The organism is Acinetobacter sp. 3657, from assembly GCF_031456775.1.
Lineage (GTDB): Bacteria > Pseudomonadota > Gammaproteobacteria > Pseudomonadales > Moraxellaceae > Acinetobacter.
Map to the genome: position 1 here is coordinate 179,012 of NZ_JAVDVH010000004.1, position 22,557 is coordinate 201,568.

General features: G+C 39.7%; 23 protein-coding genes and 1 pseudogene. 16 read left to right on the forward strand and 8 right to left on the reverse strand.

Annotation, left to right across the window (positions count from 1 at the left end; genetic code table 11):
• Positions 1-31 precede the first annotated feature (31 nt).
• The 4 genes and pseudogenes from hfq to tsaE all read right to left on the reverse strand — a co-directional run.
• A pseudogene (hfq, locus tag J2Y37_RS06695) lies at positions 32-229 on the reverse strand (RNA chaperone Hfq); the annotation flags it as partial.
• Between the two features lie 90 nt (positions 230-319).
• Positions 320-1,264 (reverse strand): tRNA (adenosine(37)-N6)-dimethylallyltransferase MiaA, encoded by a 945-nt coding sequence (gene miaA, locus J2Y37_RS06700; protein WP_349032303.1) that lies wholly within the window; start codon positions 1,262-1,264, stop codon positions 320-322.
• A 6-nt stretch (positions 1,265-1,270) separates the two neighbouring features.
• Positions 1,271-3,223, reverse strand: coding sequence for a DNA mismatch repair endonuclease MutL (gene mutL, locus J2Y37_RS06705; RefSeq protein WP_349032304.1), 1,953 nt, complete (start codon positions 3,221-3,223; stop codon positions 1,271-1,273).
• Complete coding sequence (gene tsaE, locus J2Y37_RS06710; RefSeq protein ID WP_349032305.1) at positions 3,213-3,677, reverse strand: tRNA (adenosine(37)-N6)-threonylcarbamoyltransferase complex ATPase subunit type 1 TsaE; 465 nt, start codon at positions 3,675-3,677, stop codon at positions 3,213-3,215. Before tsaE ends, mutL begins: the two co-directional genes overlap by 11 nt.
• Before the next feature lie 129 nt (positions 3,678-3,806).
• On the opposite strand from tsaE, the gene J2Y37_RS06715 reads away from it, so the two are divergent.
• The 3 genes from J2Y37_RS06715 to J2Y37_RS06725 all read left to right on the forward strand — a co-directional run bounded on the left by J2Y37_RS06715 (position 3,807) and on the right by J2Y37_RS06725 (position 5,676).
• On the forward strand, positions 3,807-4,715 hold the full coding sequence (locus J2Y37_RS06715; RefSeq protein ID WP_005197501.1) for a pseudouridine synthase: 909 nt from the start codon (positions 3,807-3,809) through the stop codon (positions 4,713-4,715).
• A gap of 109 nt (positions 4,716-4,824) precedes the next feature.
• On the forward strand, positions 4,825-5,133 hold the full coding sequence (locus J2Y37_RS06720; protein ID WP_349032306.1) for a type II toxin-antitoxin system RelB/DinJ family antitoxin: 309 nt from the start codon (positions 4,825-4,827) through the stop codon (positions 5,131-5,133).
• A 99-nt stretch (positions 5,134-5,232) separates the two neighbouring features.
• The gene (locus J2Y37_RS06725) at positions 5,233-5,676 is read left to right on the forward strand and encodes a GNAT family N-acetyltransferase (protein ID WP_004670644.1); all 444 of its coding nucleotides are present in this window, start codon (positions 5,233-5,235) and stop codon (positions 5,674-5,676) included.
• Here J2Y37_RS06725 and J2Y37_RS06730 read toward each other — a convergent pair whose 3' ends face one another.
• Positions 5,677-6,390 carry a pseudouridine synthase gene (locus J2Y37_RS06730; RefSeq protein WP_349032307.1) on the reverse strand — a complete coding sequence of 238 codons (714 nt, stop codon included), beginning with the start codon at positions 6,388-6,390 and terminating at the stop codon, positions 5,677-5,679.
• 250 nt (positions 6,391-6,640) lie between these two features.
• On the opposite strand from J2Y37_RS06730, the gene J2Y37_RS06735 reads away from it, so the two are divergent.
• Complete coding sequence (locus J2Y37_RS06735; protein ID WP_349032308.1) at positions 6,641-7,144, forward strand: glycine zipper 2TM domain-containing protein; 504 nt, start codon at positions 6,641-6,643, stop codon at positions 7,142-7,144.
• Positions 7,145-7,284: 140 nt separating this feature from the next.
• Positions 7,285-8,286, forward strand: coding sequence for an LLM class flavin-dependent oxidoreductase (locus J2Y37_RS06740; RefSeq protein WP_349032357.1), 1,002 nt, complete (start codon positions 7,285-7,287; stop codon positions 8,284-8,286).
• A 64-nt stretch (positions 8,287-8,350) separates the two neighbouring features.
• Here J2Y37_RS06740 and J2Y37_RS06745 read toward each other — a convergent pair whose 3' ends face one another.
• On the reverse strand, positions 8,351-10,402 hold the full coding sequence (locus J2Y37_RS06745) for an EAL domain-containing protein (RefSeq protein WP_349032309.1): 2,052 nt from the start codon (positions 10,400-10,402) through the stop codon (positions 8,351-8,353).
• A 337-nt stretch (positions 10,403-10,739) separates the two neighbouring features.
• Complete coding sequence (locus tag J2Y37_RS06750) at positions 10,740-11,576, reverse strand: pyruvate, water dikinase regulatory protein (RefSeq protein ID WP_004670639.1); 837 nt, start codon at positions 11,574-11,576, stop codon at positions 10,740-10,742.
• 158 nt (positions 11,577-11,734) lie between these two features.
• Between J2Y37_RS06750 and ppsA the strand changes: the two genes are divergently transcribed.
• The 10 genes from ppsA (at position 11,735) to rplI (ending at position 21,413) form a co-directional block, all read left to right on the forward strand.
• Positions 11,735-14,113 carry a phosphoenolpyruvate synthase gene (gene ppsA, locus J2Y37_RS06755; protein WP_004670638.1) on the forward strand — a complete coding sequence of 793 codons (2,379 nt, stop codon included), beginning with the start codon at positions 11,735-11,737 and terminating at the stop codon, positions 14,111-14,113.
• Between the two features lie 66 nt (positions 14,114-14,179).
• A complete protein-coding gene (locus tag J2Y37_RS06760; protein WP_349032310.1) occupies positions 14,180-14,956 on the forward strand; it encodes an RDD family protein in 777 nt (258 codons plus the stop codon).
• Positions 14,957-15,255: 299 nt separating this feature from the next.
• Positions 15,256-16,299, forward strand: coding sequence for a ubiquinol oxidase subunit II (gene cyoA, locus J2Y37_RS06765; RefSeq protein WP_005197514.1), 1,044 nt, complete (start codon positions 15,256-15,258; stop codon positions 16,297-16,299).
• A 3-nt stretch (positions 16,300-16,302) separates the two neighbouring features.
• Complete coding sequence (gene cyoB / locus J2Y37_RS06770; protein ID WP_349032311.1) at positions 16,303-18,285, forward strand: cytochrome o ubiquinol oxidase subunit I; 1,983 nt, start codon at positions 16,303-16,305, stop codon at positions 18,283-18,285.
• Between the two features lie 4 nt (positions 18,286-18,289).
• Positions 18,290-18,910 (forward strand): cytochrome o ubiquinol oxidase subunit III, encoded by a 621-nt coding sequence (cyoC, locus tag J2Y37_RS06775; RefSeq protein WP_004670634.1) that lies wholly within the window; start codon positions 18,290-18,292, stop codon positions 18,908-18,910.
• Positions 18,910-19,239, forward strand: coding sequence for a cytochrome o ubiquinol oxidase subunit IV (locus J2Y37_RS06780; RefSeq protein WP_004670633.1), 330 nt, complete (start codon positions 18,910-18,912; stop codon positions 19,237-19,239). Before cyoC ends, J2Y37_RS06780 begins: the two co-directional genes overlap by 1 nt.
• A gap of 10 nt (positions 19,240-19,249) precedes the next feature.
• Positions 19,250-20,128 (forward strand): heme o synthase, encoded by an 879-nt coding sequence (gene cyoE / locus J2Y37_RS06785; RefSeq protein WP_349032312.1) that lies wholly within the window; start codon positions 19,250-19,252, stop codon positions 20,126-20,128.
• Positions 20,129-20,331: 203 nt separating this feature from the next.
• Positions 20,332-20,715: a 30S ribosomal protein S6 gene (gene rpsF / locus J2Y37_RS06790; protein WP_004670631.1), complete on the forward strand. Its 384-nt coding sequence runs from the start codon at positions 20,332-20,334 to the stop codon at positions 20,713-20,715.
• An 11-nt stretch (positions 20,716-20,726) separates the two neighbouring features.
• A complete protein-coding gene (gene rpsR / locus J2Y37_RS06795; RefSeq protein ID WP_004648825.1) occupies positions 20,727-20,954 on the forward strand; it encodes a 30S ribosomal protein S18 in 228 nt (75 codons plus the stop codon).
• Positions 20,955-20,966: 12 nt separating this feature from the next.
• On the forward strand, positions 20,967-21,413 hold the full coding sequence (rplI, locus tag J2Y37_RS06800) for a 50S ribosomal protein L9 (RefSeq protein WP_004670630.1): 447 nt from the start codon (positions 20,967-20,969) through the stop codon (positions 21,411-21,413).
• 87 nt (positions 21,414-21,500) lie between these two features.
• Here rplI and J2Y37_RS06805 read toward each other — a convergent pair whose 3' ends face one another.
• Complete coding sequence (locus J2Y37_RS06805; protein WP_349032313.1) at positions 21,501-22,055, reverse strand: NAD(P)H-dependent oxidoreductase; 555 nt, start codon at positions 22,053-22,055, stop codon at positions 21,501-21,503.
• 132 nt (positions 22,056-22,187) lie between these two features.
• Between J2Y37_RS06805 and J2Y37_RS06810 the strand changes: the two genes are divergently transcribed.
• The gene (locus J2Y37_RS06810) at positions 22,188-22,523 is read left to right on the forward strand and encodes a helix-turn-helix domain-containing protein (RefSeq protein ID WP_241323159.1); all 336 of its coding nucleotides are present in this window, start codon (positions 22,188-22,190) and stop codon (positions 22,521-22,523) included.
• Positions 22,524-22,557: the final 34 nt, after the last annotated feature.

Genomic DNA, 22,557 nt, shown 5'->3' on the forward strand with positions numbered 1-22,557 from the left:
CAGTAGCTTGAGCACCAGCTGGACGTGGATTACGTGCAGGAACGACTGTAGAAATCGCGTGCTTATAAACCATTTGGCTTACAGTATTCTTTAATAAAACAACATATTGGTCAAAAGACTCAATATGACCCTGCAATTTAATACCGTTCACAAGGAAAATAGAAACTGGAATACGTTCTTTACGGAGAGAATTTAAGAACGGATCTTGTAAAGTTTGACCTTTAGACATTTTTAACTCCAAAAATTTTTAAATCAGCGCAAAAAAACTATCTTTATTTTTCAACTAAAAATTATAAAAAGACAGCCTGCGAATTTTGCTTTATCCCAAGAAGTTTCGCAAGTCTTCTTTCGCCTGCTTTATCGTCACGTAAGTTTTAAAATCGTGTATTTCTTGCAAAGAACGTAACCAAGTGTATTGACGTTTGGCGAGTTGCCGTGTCGCGAATAACGCTTTGTTCTCCATTTCTACTTTATTTTTGAGACTTAGGTCACTTTTTAATAAAAAATCTAAAGCTTGGCGATAACCCACAGACCGCATGGAGGGTAAATTATCATTTAAATCGTATTTTCTAATTAATTCCTCTACTTCATTTAAAAAACCAATGCCCCACATTTTGCTCAATCTTTGCTCAATGCGTTGATGTAATTCTAACCGATCAGGCATCAATGCGTAGTTATGAAATATGTAACGATAGGGTTGATTTTTAGGCTGCTCCGCTTGCAATTTTGTTATTGGCTCACCTGTAATCCGATAGACCTCTAATGCTCGAATAATTCTTTGTTTATCAGATACTTTAAATTTCTCACCTGCAACAGGATCAACTGCTACCAGCTCATCGTAAACTGCCTGCCAGCCATCCGCCTCGGCTTTTGCAACAATCGCATCACGTATTGCCTGATCTGCATTTGGCAGATTATCTGCAAGACCTTCAAGCAAAGCTTTGAAATACAGCATGGTTCCACCGACTAAAATCGGTGTTTTTCCGCGCGCATGCATATCATCAATTAAAGGACAAACATCTTCAACAAATTGAGCCGCAGAATACACCTCTAACGGTGTAATAATATCAATCAAATGATGTGGATATTGCGCTTGCTCTTCCTTGGTCGGTTTCGCAGTGCCAATATCCATATCTTTATACACCAAAGCGGAATCAACAGAAATTAACTCGAAATTACCACGCTCATATAGCTCACATGCCAATGCTGTTTTACCACTTGCGGTAGGCCCCATTAAATTAATCACGGGCAATTGATTTGACATGTAAAACTACTCTCCTCGAGCAAATAATTTATCTAATTGGTGCAATGGAAAAGCGCGCCAAGTTGGGCGTCCATGATTACATTGGCTGGCAAATTCAGTTTGTTCCATTTGGCGTAACAACGCATTCATCTCTGACAAACTCAGTTGCCGATGTGCTCGCACTGCCCCATGGCACGCCATTCCTGCCAATAGCTCATCACGCTTTTGCAGCAACCCTCTTGCCTCGTCATTTGGATCAAGATCATTGAGTAGTTCAGGAATAAGTTTTTCAAAATTTGCTTTGTGTAAAATCGCAGGTACGCCACGAACAATCACTTGTTCATCACCATACTGATCGACCTCCAAGCCCAAACGTTGCAATTGTGATTGCAACTCATCTACACGTGTTGCTTGCATTCGGGTAATTGAAACTATTTTTGGAATCAGTAATTGTTGTGATGTCCAAAATTCAGGTTTATCCCATGCGGCTTTCATTTGTTGCAGCAAAATTCGTTCATGGGCTGCATGCATATCAACAATGATTAAGCCTTCGGTATTTTGTGCCAAAACATAAATGCCGTGCAGTTGTGCAATCGCAATACCTAGTGGAAATTCATCTACTCTAGATGGTATTTGTTGTTCCGAATCCAGTTCAGCATCATCACGTAACGGCGATAAATAGCTCTTTAATGCATTATTCAGTTGCGTAGAGCCATTATATCTTGGTTGTTGCGATTGAGATGAATTGTATTGCACTGCCTGAGGTCGACTTTGATTAAACTCAGTAAGTAAATCTGTCGATATATCAGTTTGATTTTGATCATGCGACTGTGGCTCAATCGCATCATTTGCGCGATGCAAAGGAAACTGTTCTTGATACTTAGGCTGCGGCTGGTATTGGGCATTCTCAGTTACCAGTTCATCCACTTTCATCGCTTGTGCTAAATCTGCACTGGCGGTTTGAAACTGAGATAAAGTTGCTTTGGCATAGTGACGTACGAACTCATGTACTTCACGCTGATTCAAGAAACGGATTTCATGCTTAGTTGGATGGACATTGACATCAATATTTTCAGGATCTACTTCTAGAAACAACAAATAAGAAGAATGTTGATGCCCATGCAAAATTCCTTCATATGCCATACGCAACGCATGGGAAATGGTTTTGTCTTTAACAATACGACCATTCACATAGACATATTGCATATCGGCCTGCGCTCTGGCATCTGAAGGATGACCTAACCAACCCGACAATCGCATATTAATACTTTCGGCATCAATCCAATAGGCATTTTGAATAAATTGTTGACCGAGTAATTGTTGTACCCGTTGGTAACGCAGCTCGCCGCTATCCGCAATCGGTAAATTCAAGCGGATATGATCGTTATGTTCAAGTACAAAACGAATATCGAAATGGGTTAAAGCCAAACGGCGTACAATTTCTTCGATATGACCAAACTCTGTACTTGGTTTTTTCAAAAATTTACGGCGAGCAGGCACATTAAAAAATAAATCCTGCACGCGAATATGTGTGCCTTTTTGTGCTGCGACAGCTTGTACTTGTTGGTGATCAAAAGCCGTGCCATTGACTTCAACTTGATAACCAACCCCAGCTTCATCTTGACTACTGGTCAATGTCAACCGTGAAACCGCAGCAATAGAAGCTAATGCCTCACCCCGAAAACCTAAGCTCACAATGGCATGTAAATCTTCAGCTGTTTGAATTTTACTGGTGGCATGACGCATCACCGCCAATGGTAAATCTTCTGCGTGAATGCCGTTACCATTATCAATGATTTCGATCAGGGTCGAACCACCTTGAGCAATACGAATAATCAGCTCAGTTGAACCCGCATCAATCGAGTTTTCTAATAATTCTTTCACCACTGAGGATGGGCGTTCAATCACCTCACCAGCAGCAATCTGATTAGCTAAAGCGGCATTGAGTGTATGAATACGACGCGTTGAATCATGCACCATTCAATTGTTCCTGCAAGGTTTGAAATAACGATTCTGAGTTGACTGTTAAAGTTACAAATCGGGTTAATTCATCGTCCGATTTTTGGATATCAACAACAACATCCGCATTGGGAATTTCATCGCCACCTTTAGATGGCCACTCAAATAGAAATAACGCATCCTCTACTTCCAAATAATCACGGATTCCCATCAGCTCCAATTCATAAGGATCATCTAAGCGATATAGATCAAAATGGAAAATTTCTTTGCCCTGAATCGTATAGGGTTCTACCAACGTATACGTTGGACTTTTGACCGAACCCTGATGCCCTAAATGTTGTAGAAAATAGCGTGTGAATGTGGTTTTCCCTGCACCAAGATCCCCAATTAAATAAATAACGCCTGAATGCACATGTTGCGAAAGGACTTGTGCAAAATGTTGAGTGTCTTGTTCATGATTTAAGGTAAATTTCACTGAATATGACATGGCAAATAAAATAAAATTGGTATGGCGGCTATGATAACATTGCGCTGCTTTAAAGCCTAATAAACAGCTTTTAAACTGGCTTATTTTACAGCGTTCACTCTAGGTTAGTATTGTTGCATGAAACCCATCATTGAATTCACACCACCACTCATCAATGGCGTGAGTGCCAGTAAAGTTTTTTTACCCAATGATATTTCCACACCCACCATTTTTGAGTATTTGTGTCAGCATTTTCCACATATTCAAGCATCAGAATGGCAGCAACGATTTAAAGACGAACTCATCTATGCAGCCGATGGTTCTATTTTAAAAATAGACAGTTTGTATACACCTAACACTCACATTTTTTATTATCGTTTTTTGGCGTATGAAATCCACGTGCCCTTTCAACACGAAATTCTGTTTGAAAATGAAGACTTGCTCGTCGTCGACAAACCGCATTTTTTAACGATGAGCCCAACTGGTCAATATGTTCAAGAAACATTATTGGTTCGGTTAAAAAAACAGACTGGCTATTTCGATTTAACCCCAATTCATCGGCTTGACCGAGAAACAGCAGGTGTGGTTTTGTTCTGTAAACGAACAGAATCACGTGGTATTTATCAACAACTATTCGCTGAACGAAAGGTTCAAAAAACCTATCATGCCATCGCTGCTTATCGCCCAGAACTCAAGTTTCCACAGACCTTACAACTGCATTTAGAAAAAAGTGATCCTTTTTACACCATGCAAGTCAATGCGAATAAACCCAGTAACACTGAGACATGGATCGAATTGTTAGATCACGACCAAGCACACGCAAAGTATTTACTCAAACCCAAAACTGGTAAACAACATCAGTTGCGTGTACATCTCAATTATCTCGGTGTTCCAATCCTAAATGATTCATTTTATCCAGCCATTGTGCACAAAGCAGATGAAGACTTTAGTCATCCTTTACAATTACTTGCAAAAGCAATTCACTTCATAGATCCCATTTTAGATATGCAAATGAGCTTTAGTTCTAACTATGAACTAACACTGTAAACACAACGTAATGACAAAAATTCTATTTTTTCACTGCAAAAATATTGAAATTACATTGTGATCGTTTAAAATACATGACCATAACTAAAAATATTTGGTCTCATCCTTCATGCGAAAAACAGAAGTTTATCAGGTTCGACTTGATTCACAGGAAAAGAAACAAGCCTTTGCCGTTTTTAAACAGCTTGGTATCTCCCCTGCTCAAGCAGTCCGCCTTTTCTTTAAACAGGTGGTGCTTACCAAATCTATTCCCTTTGCAATTGAAAACCAAAATATCAATATGGAACAATTGCTCAAACTACGGAAATCAAAAGCGACAGCAACAATAGAGAATCCATCAGATGTGAATATTGAAGATGATCACGAGGATTTATTTGAAGAGCTGAATGCGCTTTTAGGTGAAAGTGACAAAACTTAACAATGTCGCATTTATACACAAGTTTTTAATTTTTAAGCTGAATTTTTTTCGCTATCCTGACAGTCCAAATAAAACGATAAGCTATAGGATGAATTAAGGATGATTGTAAAGCGAGCAACCAAAGAAGACCTGCATCAATTGGCAGTCTTATTTGATGAATATCGTCAGTTCTACGGTGCTTCATCCAATGTTGTGCAGTCTTTTCAATTTTTAAATCATCGATTTGACAACAAAGACAGTGTCATTTTTATTCATGTAAAAGATGAAATTTTTACAGGCTTTGTTTTACTTTATCTCGCCTTTTCATCCGTTGCTTGTGAAACCTACTATGTATTAGATGATGTCTACGTTACCCCGACTTATCGGAAACAAGGTTCTGCAAAACAATTGATCGATACCGCTATCCTGTTTGCTCGTCATGAAAATGCACAACGCATTAGCCTTGAAACGCAAAAGAATAATTACCAATCCCATCAGCTCTATGAAAAAATGGGATTTATTCATGATGATGAATTTAAAACCTTTCACTGCTTTTTAAAATAATTACAGATCCAATTGAATATTCTGACTCAACTGCTTTTGCGAAGGTGTTAAATAGAGATACTCGCCTTCGTCGAGCTGAGGAAGTTCGAGCAATCCGATTTGATGCCGATGTAAAGATTCAACCTTATTCCCTACGGCTGCCAACATGCGTTTAACTTGATGATAGACACCTTGATGAATGGTCATTGAAAGCTGATTTTCTGAGATTAACTGAACATCGGTTGCCGCATAAATACCTTTTTCATTACGTAGTTCCACGCCCAACTCTAATTGGTGTTTTTGTTCAGTTGTTACTGGATCTGCCGTAGTCACATGATAGACCTTAGGTACATGTTTACGCGGATGAGTAAGCGACTGTAAATACTGACCATCATCTGTCAACAATAAAAGCCCCGTTGTATCTTGATCTAAACGCCCTACACACTGAATACCGCGGTGGATAAGTATCTCAGGCAATAAACTAAATACACTTTTATGATGAGTTGCTTGATGTGAACACTCATAACCTTGCGGTTTGTTTAACGCAAGATAAACATGTTCTCGATATAAATAGTCTTCACCAAAAACCTGAAAATGCAGCTGGTCAAGATTAAAGTTCTGTTTTGGATTATCACATACTTGGTTTTCAATGCATACAGCACCATTTTTAATCAACTGTTGGCAATACTTACGTGAACCAAAACCTTGAGATTGCAATATTTTTTCCAACAGCATAACCAAACCCTAAATCAAAACTCAGCCTATTGTACTTGATTGTGTCTGCTGCTGTTGTTTGCTTTCTCATCATTCTTTATCTTTATATTTTATTCACAATTTCTTCATATGTAATACAACCCCTACAAAACCATCGTTAAACTCTATCAATCTAGAGGTTGCACTCCATATTTCTACTCGAAAGTCTTGTTACATTTGTCTCAAGTTATCAAGAATATTGTCCCACAAATAAAGGACAAGGAGTTTCACCATGAAATCGAATATTTGGTTATGTAGCATTCTATTAGCAAGCGCTTCAATGATGTCTGTTGCTCATGCAAATAATACAACACGTGTTGCTGCAACATCAGCTTTAGGCAGTGTGGTTGGTACAGCAGTGGGTAAAGAGCTTGGTGGGCATACAGGCGCAATGATTGGTTCTGCAATCGGTGGCGCTGGTGGAGCTGCAGCATCTAGCAATAAACGTAATCGTACTGAAGCTGCAATTGGTGGCGGTTTAGGTGGTGTCGGTGGCTATACTGTTGGTAACAACATGGGTGGCACCAATGGTGGATATATTGGCGCAGCAGTCGGTGCGGCTGGTGGTGCAGCCTTAGGCAATAAAGTCGGACAAGATCGTGATGCCGATAATCGTCGTTATGATAATCGTCGTGCTTATGACAACCGTCGTTATGATGATCGTCGTCATTATAATTCACGTAAAAACGCTCGTCACGACAATGGACTACATCGCGGTTGGTACAAAAACCGTTAATAAGAGCATATTCATTACCTCTTTAGCACCTTCGGGTGCTTTTTTTGTTGCATAGGTTCGAAACATTATATCGAATAAAATAGATATACAGACTCAAGTGTATATCGTATTATGTCGATATATAGTTATGAGAATCGATGATGAAATCATTGCAAGATATTAAGTTTTCTATTTTAGAGTTAGCGCCAGTTCGAGACGATCAAAGTATTGAGTTCTCACTGCGCCATGCGCTTGAACTCGCACAACATGTTGAAAAGCTAGGTTATGAACGATTTTGGTTAGCAGAACACCACAACATGGATGGTATCGCCAGTTCAGCAACGGCAGTGCTGTTGGGTTTCATCGCAGCGAATACTCAGCATATTCGATTAGGTTCAGGTGGCATCATGCTTCCCAATCATGCTCCATTAGTTGTGGCGGAACAGTTTGGGACATTAGCGACGCTTTATCCAAACCGTTTTGAACTTGGATTGGGACGTGCTCCCGGAACAGATCCGCTCACTATGCGTGCATTACGTCGTGGACGCCAAGAAACTGAGGATCAATTTCCTCAAGACGTAATGGAAATCTTACAATACTTCAAAGCACCACAAGCTAACCAAAGAATTATTGCCACACCTGGACAAAATACGCATGTACCAGTTTGGTTATTGGGTTCAAGTCTGTTTAGCGCACAGCTCGCTGCAAAGCTCGGACTTCCCTATTCATTTGCTTCGCACTTTGCACCAAGAATGTTAGGTCAAGCCATCGAGATCTATCGCGAGAATTTCCAAGCATCAGAATATTTGGAGAAACCATATATTTCAATGGGCGTTCCCACTGTCGTTGCGGCAACAGATGAAGACGCACAATATTTAGCAACCAGTTCATATCAGCGTATTTTAAATCTGATTCGTGGTCATAGCCTAAAACTTAAGCCACCGATTGAGTCCACACAAGGTCTTGCAACTGGTGCTGAGCAACTAGCGATTCAAAACTTTTATGCAATGGCTCAAATTGGTTCTCAAGATACCGTTAAAGCTGGCTTAAATAAAATCGCGGCTCAGTATGATGTAGATGAGTTTATTTTCACTTGTGATATTTATGACACACAAAAACGCTTAGACAATTTTAATCTATTGATTGATATTAAAAATAATTAATGTCTCGATTCCATCCACAAGGCTTATTCAATTTAAGCCTTGTTTTTTGCACTTATTGAGTCAATCAATAGAGGTGCATTTCACGTTTCAGCATGTGTGTCGCTTGTTGCACATTCACTGCCCGACTAAATAAATAACCTTGCCCGATCGAGCAGCCAAATTGTTTCAGCAATTCTAATTGCTCAGCATTTTCAATACCTTCAGCAACGATATCTAAAGATAACTTTGGCCCTAAAGCAATAATTGCTTGCACGATTGCTAAAATCGCCTCATCACTATTCATTTGACGAATAAAATCGCAATCAATTTTCAAACAATCTACAGGATAATCCCTTAATCTTGTAAGTGATGAATGCCCTGTTCCAAAGTCATCAAGTGCAATCTTAACGCCCTGCTGTTTGAGCAAATTCAATGCCCGAATCACATAGTCAGAACCACGATCATCCAAAATGTGCTCTGTGATTTCTATCTCGACCAAATGATGCGGAATTTTATACAGGTTCAAACGATACAATAAGCGCTCAGCATAATTATCTTTAAGAAATTCAACAGGCGCTACATTAATCGAGACAGGAACAACAGCCAACCCTTGCTCAATCCACATGGCAATATTGTTAAAAACTTTATTCTGTATCGCATCACTAATTCGTGTAGCTAACACATAATCCTGAAAAGCTTGTTCAATATTAATAGGTGAATGAATACGTTTATCGTCCGTTTGCCAACGTAACAATGCCTCAAATCCAACGACCTTGCCATCAGATAAACGTACCTTAGGTTGATAGAACGGAACCATAAGATCATCACGAATAATATGACGCGCTTCAGTTAATTGAATGGCGATATTTTGTGCGGCAATCTGCATCTGTTGATTAAACATACGGAAACCACCGCGCCCTGTGGCTTTTAAATCATTTAATGCAGTATCTGCACATTTCATTAAATTCAAGGAATCTTTGGCGTCGCGTGGGTAAATCGCACAGCCAATACTCATGCTACCATTAATTAAATTGCCCGCATAGGTGATTGGCGCATCTAACTGTCGACTAACTTCAATTGCAACTTTTTCAAGATCAAACTCAGCATTGATTCCATTGACTAAAATAGCAAACTCATCACCACCTAAACGCGCCACAAAAGTATTTTCGGGTAAATTGGTTTCTATTCGCTTCGATAAAACACGCAGTAAGTGATCTCCTGCGGCGTGCCCAAGCGTATCATTGACGTGTTTAAAATAATCTAAATCTAACAACATTAAACCAAGAAACTTTTCACTCTTTTTATGTCTTTGCAATGCGCGTTTAAGTTGTAGTTTAAAGAAACGACGATTGTACAATCCTGTCAATTCATCCAATTCACTCGAAATGCGCAGTTGAATTTCTGTTTGTCTTTGAGCAGTTACATCACGAGACAGACAAAGAATCTGCACAACTTGACCGTTATCATTTAATATCGGCGTGAGTAAATTGTCCCAATATTGCTTATCTTCTCCGTGACCACTCATGCCACGAAAACGAGCGGTTTTACCTTTAAGTGCCGTCTTTAATGCATAATTTGCCTTTGATCGTACTTCAGGCGCTAAAAGCTCTGTCCACTTCATCCCAAATCGATGATTGCTTTCGGGAATATTTAAGGCAATACATCCAGTTCTATTTACATGCAGTAAACAACCATCTACATCTAAGAGTTTGATGCAATCCACGCTATTATCAAGCATGTTGGTTTGCGCATTAATACATTGCACTAGATTTTGTTGATATTGTTTGGTTTCATGAATATCGACACTATTAATAAACCAATATGCATGATCACCAGAGTTTCCTACTACAAGTTTTGCAGACAATAAAAACCATCGATATGCACCTGATCGGTGTCTCAATCGGCACTCAACGTGAAAAGGAGTTTTATATGAGAATGCTTGTAGCCATTCACTTTGAAAAACCGAAATATCGTCTGAATGGATTAAATCCATCCAATTTTTTTTGAACTTCTCTAATTCATTTAAACCGATATATTCTTGGCTGACGCTATTAAAAAAATAAGCGTCACCCTGATCTGAAAGCAACCAGACTAGACTCGGTATACTATTGAAAACGTTTTGCTGGACTTCGTTCATTTGATGGTTTGATTGAAAAGTTAAAGCCAAGAATTCACATGCTTTTAAATAACTTTACTGGCTTTACGTTCAAACAGAATTCTTTATTTCAAGATGTTCAGTTGCAATAAAAACCACATACCATCAATTATAGCAAAAGTGAGATTTGTATCACAATATTTTAGCATAAACGTGTGGAATTTAACATCATAGCGGCATTTTTATTAATTACATTTTATCATTCAACATCAATTGTTTATTTTTAATGAAATATTTATTACAAACTTAGCATCATAATTTAGAAGAAAATTTCAATCAAAGGCCACCTATCCAACAGTGTTTAGGCAGCCCTATTTGATTAACCAATACGACGTTTTAAACCTGTCGACTGCAAAATACGCGTTGAGATTTCTTCAATCGACATTTCAGTGACATTTAAGTATTTAATCCCTTCTGAAATATAGATGCCTTCAATCGCACGCAATTCCATTTGACACTGACTAAAACTTGCATAACGACTATTCGCCTTACGTTCACTCCGAATCGCAACTAAACGCTCAGCATCAATCATTAAACCAAAGAGCTTATTTTTATGTGCTTTCAAGACCGTTGGTAGACGGTTATCGTCCAGATCTTCTTCAGTTAAAGGGTAGTTTGCAACACGAATCCCGAATTGTAGCGACAAATAAATCGACGTTGGGGTTTTGCCAGAGCGTGAAACACCCACTAAAATTAAATCAGCTTTATCATAATGACGTGTTCGCGCACCATCATCATTGTCCAGTGCAAAATGCACCGCATCAATACGCGCCTTATATGACTCTGAATCTGTTACTGCATGCGTTTGTCCAACCAATGTCGTTGGTGGAATACCTAGCTCTTGTTCAAGTTTACTAATTAAGCCTTCAAATACATCCAAATTTACGGCTTTAGCAGTATTGATAATTTCACGGGCATTTGGATCAACCAAAGTATCAAAAACCAACGGTAAAGAGCCATCACGTTTTTGACATGCATTGATTTCTACAACCACATTCATTGCCGCCTCTTCGGTGGTGATATAAGGCATAATATGAATGTCAAAATCTACGTTTGGAAATTGCGCAAGTAGTGAATGTCCAAGGGTTTCTGCGGTGATTGCTGTCCCATCTGAAATAAAAAATACGCTCCGTTTAATTTGTTTACTTTCGGGCATCAAAATTCTCCTTAAACATTTGTCTTAGTGCTCTATAATCTTTATAGTAAACTCATCTAACATGACTGTCGCTTAGTAAAATACTAATTCTAAGCACTTTCGTATAATTTCATACCAATGATGGTCATTCATCCTGCAAAAAAAGTGGAGTAAATACTTTGGAAGCGCGCGTAATCGGTCTGGAAAAACTAGGGAAACACGATGTAGAACTCGTAGGTGGGAAAAACTCATCTCTAGGTGAAATGATCAGCCATTTATCCAATGCTGGTGTATCGGTACCAGGGGGTTTTGCAACGACTGCTGCTGCCTATCGTGAGTTCTTAGATCAAAGCGGTTTAAACGCTCGAATTCAGGCTGAATTGGCTCAACTCAATGTTGATGATGTAAATGCACTTGTCGAAACTGGTGCAAAAATCCGTAAATGGATTGTTGATACTCCGCTCACTTCCGCACTAGAACAAGAAATTCGTGACGCTTTTGCTGCACTTTCAAACGGTAATCCAGACATCGCTGTTGCTGTACGTTCATCTGCTACTGCTGAAGATCTACCAGACGCTTCATTTGCAGGTCAACAAGAGACTTTCTTAAATATTCGCGGTATTGATAACGTTCTTATTGCGATTAAAGAAGTTTTTGCTTCCCTGTATAATGACCGCGCAATCGCTTATCGTGTACACCAAGGTTTTGAGCATAGTGTCGTTGCCCTTTCTGCTGGCGTACAACGTATGGTTCGCTCTGAAACTGGTGCTGCTGGTGTTATGTTTACCCTAGACACTGAATCAGGTTTCCGTGATGTTGTGTTTATTACCGCTTCATATGGTTTGGGTGAAATGGTCGTGCAAGGTGCAGTTAACCCTGACGAGTTCTATTTATCAAAACCGCTATTAAATAATGGCAAACACTCTGTTTTACGCCGCAACCTCGGTTCTAAACACCAAAAAATGATTTATGGTGAAGAAGGTTCTGCGGGTAAATCAGTTGTTGTTGTTGATGTCGAAAAACCAGAACGTCAACAATTTGCGTTAAATGATCATGAATTACATGAATTAGCCAAACAAGCGCTGATCATTGAAGAACATTATGGTTCGCCAATGGACATCGAATGGGCTAAAGACGGTGATGATGGTCAAATCTATATCGTTCAAGCACGTCCAGAAACAGTAAAAAGTCGTCAAAATGTCGGCACAATGGAACGTTATCTACTCAAACAACGCGGCACAGTGATTTGTGAAGGTCGTTCAATCGGTCAGCGTATTGGTTCTGGTAAAGTTCGTGTGGTTACATCGATTAAAGAAATGGACAAAGTTCAAGACGGTGATGTTCTTGTCTCTGATATGACCGATCCAGATTGGGAACCTGTCATGAAACGTGCTGCTGCGATTGTAACCAATCGTGGTGGCCGTACTTGTCACGCAGCAATTATTGCCCGTGAACTCGGTGTTCCTGCAATTGTAGGTTGTGGTAATGCAACAGAAGTTCTTACTGATGGTCAGGAAGTCACCGTTTCTTGTGCTGAAGGCGATACGGGCTTTATCTATGAAGGCGCATTAGACTTCGAAGTTCAACGCAACTCGATTCACTCAATGCCTCAACTTCCGTTCAAGATCATGATGAACGTCGGTAACCCTGACCGAGCGTTTGACTTTGCTCAAATTCCAAACGAAGGTATTGGTCTTGCTCGTCTTGAGTTCATCATCAACCGCATGATCGGTGTGCATCCAAAAGCATTACTCAACATTGAAAGCTTACCACGTGAAACACGTGCTGCTGTTCTAACACGTACTGCAGGTTACACCTCTCCTATCGAGTTTTATGTTGAGAAGTTAGTTGAAGGTATTTCGACGCTTGCTGCTGCGTTTGCAGGAAAGCCAGTCATCGTTCGTATGTCTGACTTCAAATCAAATGAATATGCAAACTTAATCGGTGGTAAGTTATACGAACCAGAAGAAGAAAACCCAATGTTGGGTTTCCGTGGTGCAAGTCGTTATGTTTCCGACAATTTCCGCGATTGTTTTGAGCTTGAATGCCGTGCCTTGAAAAAAGTACGTGATGAAATGGGCTTAACCAACGTTCAAATCATGATCCCATTCGTTCGTACTGTTTCTGAAGCAAAACGTGTCATCGAACTGCTTGCGCAAAATGGTTTGAAACGTGGTGAGAATGGCTTGAAAGTCATCATGATGTGTGAATTACCAACCAATGCTTTATTGGCTGAACAATTCCTTGAACACTTCGATGGTTTCTCAATCGGTTCAAACGACTTAACCCAATTAACATTAGGTCTAGACCGTGACTCTGGCATCGTGTCTCATTTATTTGATGAACGTGATCCAGCAGTGAAAGCCTTACTTTCTATGGCGATTCATGCTTGTCGTAAAGCAGGAAAATACGTGGGTATTTGTGGTCAAGGTCCTTCCGACCACCCTGATCTTGCAAAATGGCTCATGGAACAAGGCATTGAGTCTGTTTCACTTAACCCTGATTCAGTGCTTGATACTTGGTTCTTCTTAGCTGAAGAAAAAATTAAGCAAGCTTAACCACTATTGTAAAAGACCCCACTGGTGGGGTCTTTTTTCATCATTTGTGATAGAGATTTAGAATATATGCAAATTTACTTGGCTCGTAATAATCAGCAAGCTGGTCCCTATACCTTAGAACAAATCAACCAAATGCTTGCTAGTCAACAAGTTCTTCTTACTGATCTTGCATGGCATGAAGGGATGGCAGAATGGAAAACGCTTGGTGAATTAACCCAAGGAAAACTTGTGTATGAACCAATTGGTCATACATCGACTTCATTTCCATCGCCAATTCAAACTGAAACAGTATCTCCTACTCAACAGTATCAAGCTAAAGCATCTACGCAAGAAAGCAATGTCGAACTAGCATCTATTGGTTCTCGTGCATTAGCCAAAGCGGTTGATCTCATGTTGTGGCTACCAACCCTAGCTATTCCATCATTTTATTTCAACGATGAACAACTTCAGCAGCTTTCTGAACTGCAACAGCAAATGCAAGCAACTGAGTTTGCTTCATCGAAAGCCGCCGAACTGCAACAACAATTGTTTCAACTCATTCCCGTTGAAGCATGGCAGAGCATCATGATCTATATCTTGGTTATGCTCATGATTCAAGCTTATTTTATTGCCAAATCTGGTCAAAGTATCGGCAAAAAACTTGCTCGAATTAAAATTGTTGATGTCGAAAGCAACGATCAGGTGAGTTTAATCCGCTCGTTTTGGTTGCGTAGCGTTTTATTTATTATTTTAAACTTCCTGTTAGTCCCGATTATCACAATCATTGACTATGCATTTGCACTTGGCAAAAACCGCCAAACATTACACGATAAATTCGCAAAAACCAAAGTGATTAAGCAATAATTACAAATCAATAAAGAAAAGAGGACTAAATCCTCTTTTCTTTATATTAAGCTGATATTTATAGAAAAAGCATATCGCCAAATAACAATCCCTACAAAATAAATCGGGTTTTAAAACAAGCATTTCACACCACTTTATCAGTAGCTTAGTTTTTCAATATGAGGCATAATGCCCAACAACGTAGCGGTGTCGCATGTTTGTTAAGCATTTATTAAAAGAAATTCTTAGCAAACATGCGACACTTTATTCGCTATCCCATAATTTAATTAGGGAATGGGACTCTTCACCGAGGTTGTAAAATGAGACAAACGATTTTAGCTGTATTGTCTTTATCAACGCTTGCTGTGCTCTTAACTGGGTGCGGTGGTGATATGGTACTTCTAAACAGTAAAGGTCCAGTTGGTCAGGGTCAAGGTAGCCTGATGATGACTGCGATCTATCTAATGCTATTGGTGGTCATCCCATCAATCATTATGGCATTATGGTTTGGTTGGAAATATCGCGCGTCAAATAAAGATGCAGACTATAAACCTACTTGGGCACACTCTACGACAATTGAGATCGTTGTTTGGGGTGTTCCAGTCATTATTATTGGTATTTTAGCTTGGTTAACTTGGTGGGGTTCCCACAAGTATGACCCTTACCGTCCATTAGAATCAGATAAAGCACCATTAACGATTCAAGCAATTGCTGAACAGTTCAAATGGGTATTTATCTATCCTGAGCAAAATATTGGTACGGTAAATGAAATACGCTTCCCAGTAAAAACGCCACTCAGCTTTAAAATCACCTCTAACTTCACAATGAACTCATTCTTCATTCCACAGTTAGGCGGTCAAATTTATGCGATGGCAGGTATGCAAACTCATCTTCACTTATTGGCAGATGAGCCAGGTATCTTCCGTGGTATTTCTGCGAACTATTCTGGTTATGGCTTTTCACAAATGCGTTTCATGGCGCATGGTGTTAGTGACGCAGAATTTGCACAGTGGGTAGAAGCGGTAAAAGCGGGTAATGGTACAAGTATCAATGCTGAAGCAATTCAAAAAGGTACACTTGACCAAGCTGAATTAGCAACTTTACGTGATGGTAACCGTTCTAAACATCAGATCGAAGTTCTAATCGCCAAAGCAAAAACACCAGAAGAGAAACAAGCGGCTGAGGAAATGAAATCATATCCTACTGCCCCACATCCAGTGACTTATTACTCTTCGGTTGAGCCTAAATTGTTCGAATCTGTAATCAATCAATACATGAGCAACTATCATGGTGCAGATCACTCAGCATCTTCTGCTGACCACACCACTGATGTTGAACATGCGACAGCTTCTACAGAGGAATAAGACATGTTTGGAAAGTTAGGGTTGGATGCAATTCCACACGATCCAATCGTGTTGGTGACTATTGCATTAATGGTTTTAGGTGGTATCGCACTTCTTGCAGGTATTACTTATTTCAAAAAATGGGGCTACTTGTGGAACGAATGGTTCACCTCTGTAGACCATAAAAAAATTGGTATCATGTATATCCTCGTATCAGTGGTCATGCTTCTGCGTGGTTTTGCTGATGCAATCATGATGCGTTTACAGCTTTTCCTCGCTAAAGGTGGCGGTGAAGGTTATTTACACCCAGAACACTACGATCAGATTTTCACTGCGCATGGCGTAATCATGATCTTCTTCGTAGCAATGGGTCTTGTTGTAGGTATGATGAACATCGCCGTTCCACTGCAAATTGGTGCACGTGACGTGGCTTTCCCATTATTAAACTCTTTGAGCTTCTGGTTATTCGCCGGTGCTGCTGGTTTGATGATGGCATCTCTTGCGCTTGGTGAGTTCGCAGCAACAGGTTGGATGGCTTATCCTCCTCTATCAGGTATTGAGTATTCTCCTGGTGTTGGTGTTGATTATTATATTTGGGCACTTCAGGTTTCTGGTCTCGGTACGCTTTTAACAGGTGTTAACTTCTTTGTTACCATCATTAAAATGCGCGCGCCAGGCATGAAACTGATGGACATGCCGATCTTCACTTGGACTTCACTTTGTACGGCTGTATTGATCATTGCTTCGTTCCCTGTATTAACAGGTACACTTGCAATGCTTACACTTGACCGTTACTTCGGTTTCCACTTCTTCACAAATGAGCTTGGCGGTAGTCCAATGCTTTATGTGAACTTGATTTGGACATGGGGTCACCCTGAAGTATATATCTTAGTATTACCAGCCTTTGGTTTATACTCAGAAATCGTAGCAACCTTCTCTCGTAAAGCGTTGTTCGGTTATAAGTCTATGGTGTATGCAACCATCGCAATTACTGTACTTGCGTTTGTTGTATGGCTTCACCACTTCTTTACCATGGGTGCTGGTGCGAACGTCAATGCGTTCTTCGGTATCATGACCATGGTTATTGCGATTCCTACAGGTGTGAAGATCTTCTCTTGGTTATTCACCATGTATAAAGGTCGTATCACATTCACGACACCAATGTTATGGACGCTTGGCTTCCTTGTGACTTGTGGTATCGGTGGTTTGACTGGCGTACTTATGGCTGTTCCACCTGCGGACTTCCTTGTACATAACTCATTATTCTTGATCGCTCACTTCCATAACGTGATTATCGGTGGTGTGGTGTTTGGTATGTTTGCCGGCATCATCTTCTACTGGCCGAAAATGTTTGGTTGGAAGCTCAATGAAGCATGGGGTAAAGCCTCATTCTGGTTCTGGTTCATCGGTTTCTATTTTGCATTCATGCCACTTTATATCCTTGGTTTCATGGGTATGACACGTCGTTTGAATACATATGACAACCCTGAATGGGATCCATACTTAGCGATCGCATTGTTTGGTGCTGTTTTGATTGCAATCGGTATTGCATGTTTCTTAATGCAAATCATCGTTGGCTTCTTACAACGCAAAGACAATATGGACTACACTGGCGACCCATGGGATAGCCGTACGTTAGAATGGGCAACTTCGTCTCCAGCTCCATTTTATAACTTTGCGCATGTTCCTGCTGCCGATGGTATCGATCGCTTCTGGACAGACAAAGAAAATGGTGTAGCATACGCTCGCAATACCAAATATGAAGACATCCACATGCCGACAAATCGTGCTGCTGGTTTCGTCATTGCGATGTTCATTACCGTTCTTGGTTTTGCTCTCATCTGGCATATTTGGTGGCTTGCTGTCGTTTCATTCGTCGCTGCTATTATCAGCTTCATCGTAAGCTCATTCACAAAGAATGTGGATTACTATGTCCCTGCTGCTGAAGTCGAACGTATTGAGAATGAACGCTATGCGTTACTTGAAAAACACTTGAAGAAGGACTAAGGATATGGCTGAAGTACTTCATCACGATAACCACGGACACGACGGTCATCACGAACATGATGATACCGATATAACGGTCTTTGGTTTCTGGACATATTTGATGAGTGACTTGATCCTTTTCGGATCACTCTTCATCGCATTTGCTGTATTAAGCAGTCATATTCCACCTGGTACACCTAGTGCATACGACTTATTCCATGATTCTTTGGGATTCGTATTAGCTGAAACCTTTGCACTCCTTATTTCTTCTGTGACATTTGGTTTTGCAGTACTCGCATCTTATAAAAAGAATGTTAACCAAGTTCTTTTATGGTTAATCATTACTTTTATTTTTGGTGCAACGTTCATTGGGATGGAAATCTATGAATTCCATCACCTTGTTCATGAAGGTTATGGCCCAACTAAGAGTGCATTCTTATCAGCGTTCTTTACTTTAGTTGGTACACACGGTATCCACGTAACTTCTGGTTTAGTGTGGATGATCGTACTCATGTATCAAATCAAGAAGAACGGTTTGACACTACCGAATACACGTCGTCTTGCTTGCTTAAGCTTGTTCTGGCACTTCCTTGACATCGTTTGGATCTGTGTATTCAGCGTGGTTTACTTACTGGGAGTTCTCTAATGAGTAGTCATGATCATAATGCTGCTGGCGCATCACACGGTAATGTAAAACAATACACGGTTGGTTTTATCCTTTCTGTCCTGCTCACCATCATCCCTTTCGGGATGGTGATGGCTGGCGGTTTCAGTCGTGGCGTTTTAGTTACAGTAATTGCAATCACTGCCGTAGCTCAGGTACTTGTACAACTTGTGTACTTCTTACACATGAATACATCATCTGATCAACGCTGGAACCTTATTGCATTTATCTACACAATTTTATGTATCGCTGTACTTCTAGTCGGTTCTGTGTGGATTATGAATTATCTACATTACAACATGATGATCTAAACTGATTGACATGTTGAAAAAATACTTATTCCTGACTAAGCCAGGAATTCTCTTCGGTAATTTCATTACCACCTTGGGCGGCTTTTTTCTAGCCGCCCAAGGCTCTATAGACCTCTTCTTATTATTATTGACCTTAATCGGAACAACATTCGTGGTTGCTTCTGGTTGTGTTGTAAATAATGTAATTGATCAAGACATCGATCAAAAAATGCAACGCACCATGAACCGTGCACTTGTTAAAAAAACAATCTCCTCTCCGATTGCATTACTTTATGCATTGGTACTTGGTCTGATTGGCTTTAGCATTCTATGGTTTTATGTCAATGCTTATGCTTTTTTATTCGCAGTTATTGGTTTTGTGGTCTATGTCGGTTTTTATAGTTTGTGGACGAAACGTACCACAATCCATCAAACCGTGATTGGTAGTATTTCTGGGGCGAGTCCTCCTGTTATTGGTTATACGGCTGTTAGTCATCAATTCGATATGGCTGCCCTTTTGATTTTTGTTGCATATGCTTTATGGCAAATGCCACACTCATGGGCAATCGCAATCTATCGCTTTGACGATTACAAAAATGCAGGAATTCCTATTTTACCTGTAGCTCGTTCTATTCTTCGAACGAAAATAGAATCACTCATTTATGTGGTTTTATTTATGCTGGCGATGAATGCACTGTATGTCTATGGATACACCGATGTTATTTTTCTGGTGATCTGTAATGTACTTTGCGCGTACTGGCTCTACATTGGTATTTTAGGGTTTAAAGCTGAGAACGATCAGCTTTGGGCAAAACGCTTCTTCCTATTTTCAGTGATTTTAATCACTGTGATTAGTTTAAGTTTTAGTTTTACTTTCAATAGCCCTGCACCTTTCCTCCCAATTTTTTAAAAAGATAGAGATCAGCTCTATCTTTTTATTCGCATATCTAGGCTTTACTGGCTTACTTCACGCCAAACGACGAATATCGCTTGCGATTTCAACTAAACCTGTCTAAAATCGCAGCTTCGCAATTTGCGACTTAACTTTTTAAGTTATGACTCCTTGCTTCTAACATTGTTGTTAGGGGCTGTTTAAACCGTAAGGAGCTGACAATGCGTCATTACGAAATCGTACTTTTAGTACACCCAGATCAAAGCGATCAAGTTGTAGGTATGGTAGAACGCTATATCTCTCAGATCAAAGAAGCTGAAGGTCAAATTCACCGTTTAGAAGATTGGGGCCGCCGTCAATTGGCTTACCCGATTAACAAAATTCATAAAGCGCACTACATTCTTATGAATGTTGAATGTGGTCAAACGACTCTTGATGAATTAGAAGAATTGTTCCGTTATAACGATGCAATTATTCGTAACATCATTATTCGTCGTGAACACGCAATTACTGAAGAATCTTTACTTGCGAAAAGTGCTGAAGAAAAACGTGCGCGTAAAGCTCAACGTGAAGAAGCACAACACGTCACTCAAGAAGCTGAATAAGGAGAACCTCAATGGCACGTTTTTACCGTCGTCGCAAGTTCTGCCGCTTTACAGCTGAGAAAGTTGCGTACATCGACTATAAAGATATCGACACTTTAAAACAGTACATTACTGAAAACGGCAAGATTGTTCCTAGCCGTATTACAGGTACTAAAGCTCGTTATCAACGTCAATTAGCATTAGCTATTAAACAAGCTCGCTATTTGTCTTTGATTCCGTACACTGACAACCATAAGTAAGTGAGGTGAGCTGTGGACGTTATCTTATTACAACGCATTAAAAATCTTGGTAAATTAGGCGACAAAGTATCAGTGAAAGCTGGTTACGGTCGTAACTTCTTGATTCCTCAAGGTAAAGCAGTAGCTGCTACTGAAGCAAATACTTCTGCTTTTGAAGCACGTCGTGCTGAACTTGAGAAACAAGAAGCTGACATTTTAGCTTCTGCAAATGCACGTGCTGAACAATTGAACGAAGTTAATATCGTTATCACTGCTAAAGCTGGTGATGAAGGTAAACTTTTCGGTTCTATCGGTACTCGTGATATTGCTGATGCTTTAACGAATGCTGGTCTAGTTGTAGACCGTGCAGAAGTTCGTTTACCAAACGGTGCGCTTCGTCACACTGGTGAATTCAACGTCGCAATTCAATTGCATCATGATGTTGTTGCTGAAGTTCTCGTTACTATCGTATCTGAGTAATTTCTGCAAAAAAAAGAGCATGTTTTACATGCTCTTTTTTTATGCCTAATCATCATGTAATTACAAAGTTAATGATTAAAAATACAATTAGCGCATCTCCAATAAATATTTCACATAATTTACTGCACTTTGTTCAATATCATTTTGGGTAGGCTGAACCTCTCCTTCCTCTGGATTAGTGTCCATTCCATAAAACGCATACATAGCTTGATAGTCAGCCTTCACATAACGCGCTGTAAGCTCAAAAGGCGCACACAGTTCTTTGAGACTGAACTGGTATCGCCCATCTCCTGAATAGTCTTTCTCTTTAATACCTGCTGACACAGCGAGCGTTATTTTTTTATCTTTTAACTGATTACCTGTAGATCCATAAGCCCAGCCATAGGTGAGCACGTCATCCAACCATTGTTTTAATAATGGAGGGCAGTTAAACCAATATATCGGGAATTGGAAGACCAAATCTTGATGCGCTTCAACCAATGCCTGCTCTTTTATTACATCAATACGACCATCGGGGTAACTTTTATAAAGCTCATGTACAGTGAACTCATCTGGATATTGTTGTAACTCTTCAATCCAACGTTTATTAATGACGGAATTATCAATATCAGGGTGAGCAATAATCACTAGCGTTTTTTTCATTCTAACCGACTCCAAAATCATAAATATTTTCTTTAATAAGCGAGAAATATATTATAAGAATATGCTGAACATAATTGAAGTACGGTAATTATGGTTATATACTATACCAAAAGTTAGTGTCAGAAGAAAATTATGGAAATTTGCGCACCCCCACATATCGACTTAGAGCAAACTGATTTTGGATATACGCTTTCACTGATCAGTGGCAAATATAAAATGATTATTATGTATTGGCTTTATCAACATAAGTCCATCATGCGCTTTAATGAGTTAAAACGTTCGATTGGCAATATTTCATTCAAGACTTTAAGTCTTACCTTGAAAGAAATGGAAAGAGATCAGCTTATTATTCGTAATGAATATCCACAAATTCCACCTAAAGTTGAATATAGCCTGTCAGAGCGAGGACTTTCCTTGATTCCTCTGTTAGACATGATGTGTCAATGGGGAGCTTCCAATCGACTCTAGAATCTAAACTTCACTTTTTCATCAATTAAACAAT

Excerpts from the sequence above, each read along its gene's own strand:
- J2Y37_RS06720 (WP_349032306.1), top strand. The coding sequence starts at position 4,825 with ATGCGAAAAACAGAAGTTTATCAGGTTCGACTTGATTCACAGGAAAAG.
- J2Y37_RS06810 (WP_241323159.1), top strand. The coding sequence starts at position 22,188 with ATGGAAATTTGCGCACCCCCACATATCGACTTAGAGCAAACTGATTTT.
- cyoB (WP_349032311.1), top strand. The coding sequence starts at position 16,303 with ATGTTTGGAAAGTTAGGGTTGGATGCAATTCCACACGATCCAATCGTG.
- rpsR (WP_004648825.1), top strand. The coding sequence starts at position 20,727 with ATGGCACGTTTTTACCGTCGTCGCAAGTTCTGCCGCTTTACAGCTGAG.
- J2Y37_RS06760 (WP_349032310.1), top strand. The coding sequence starts at position 14,180 with ATGCAAATTTACTTGGCTCGTAATAATCAGCAAGCTGGTCCCTATACC.
- J2Y37_RS06745 (WP_349032309.1), bottom strand. The coding sequence starts at position 10,402 with ATGAACGAAGTCCAGCAAAACGTTTTCAATAGTATACCGAGTCTAGTC.
- J2Y37_RS06740 (WP_349032357.1), top strand. The coding sequence starts at position 7,285 with ATGAAATCATTGCAAGATATTAAGTTTTCTATTTTAGAGTTAGCGCCA.
- mutL (WP_349032304.1), bottom strand. The coding sequence starts at position 3,223 with ATGGTGCATGATTCAACGCGTCGTATTCATACACTCAATGCCGCTTTA.
- cyoE (WP_349032312.1), top strand. The coding sequence starts at position 19,250 with ATGTTGAAAAAATACTTATTCCTGACTAAGCCAGGAATTCTCTTCGGT.
- J2Y37_RS06725 (WP_004670644.1), top strand. The coding sequence starts at position 5,233 with ATGATTGTAAAGCGAGCAACCAAAGAAGACCTGCATCAATTGGCAGTC.
- J2Y37_RS06750 (WP_004670639.1), bottom strand. The coding sequence starts at position 11,576 with ATGCCCGAAAGTAAACAAATTAAACGGAGCGTATTTTTTATTTCAGAT.
- J2Y37_RS06780 (WP_004670633.1), top strand. The coding sequence starts at position 18,910 with ATGAGTAGTCATGATCATAATGCTGCTGGCGCATCACACGGTAATGTA.
- J2Y37_RS06805 (WP_349032313.1), bottom strand. The coding sequence starts at position 22,055 with ATGAAAAAAACGCTAGTGATTATTGCTCACCCTGATATTGATAATTCC.
- J2Y37_RS06730 (WP_349032307.1), bottom strand. The coding sequence starts at position 6,390 with ATGCTGTTGGAAAAAATATTGCAATCTCAAGGTTTTGGTTCACGTAAG.
- cyoC (WP_004670634.1), top strand. The coding sequence starts at position 18,290 with ATGGCTGAAGTACTTCATCACGATAACCACGGACACGACGGTCATCAC.
- J2Y37_RS06715 (WP_005197501.1), top strand. The coding sequence starts at position 3,807 with ATGAAACCCATCATTGAATTCACACCACCACTCATCAATGGCGTGAGT.
- miaA (WP_349032303.1), bottom strand. The coding sequence starts at position 1,264 with ATGTCAAATCAATTGCCCGTGATTAATTTAATGGGGCCTACCGCAAGT.
- rpsF (WP_004670631.1), top strand. The coding sequence starts at position 20,332 with ATGCGTCATTACGAAATCGTACTTTTAGTACACCCAGATCAAAGCGAT.
- cyoA (WP_005197514.1), top strand. The coding sequence starts at position 15,256 with ATGAGACAAACGATTTTAGCTGTATTGTCTTTATCAACGCTTGCTGTG.
- J2Y37_RS06735 (WP_349032308.1), top strand. The coding sequence starts at position 6,641 with ATGAAATCGAATATTTGGTTATGTAGCATTCTATTAGCAAGCGCTTCA.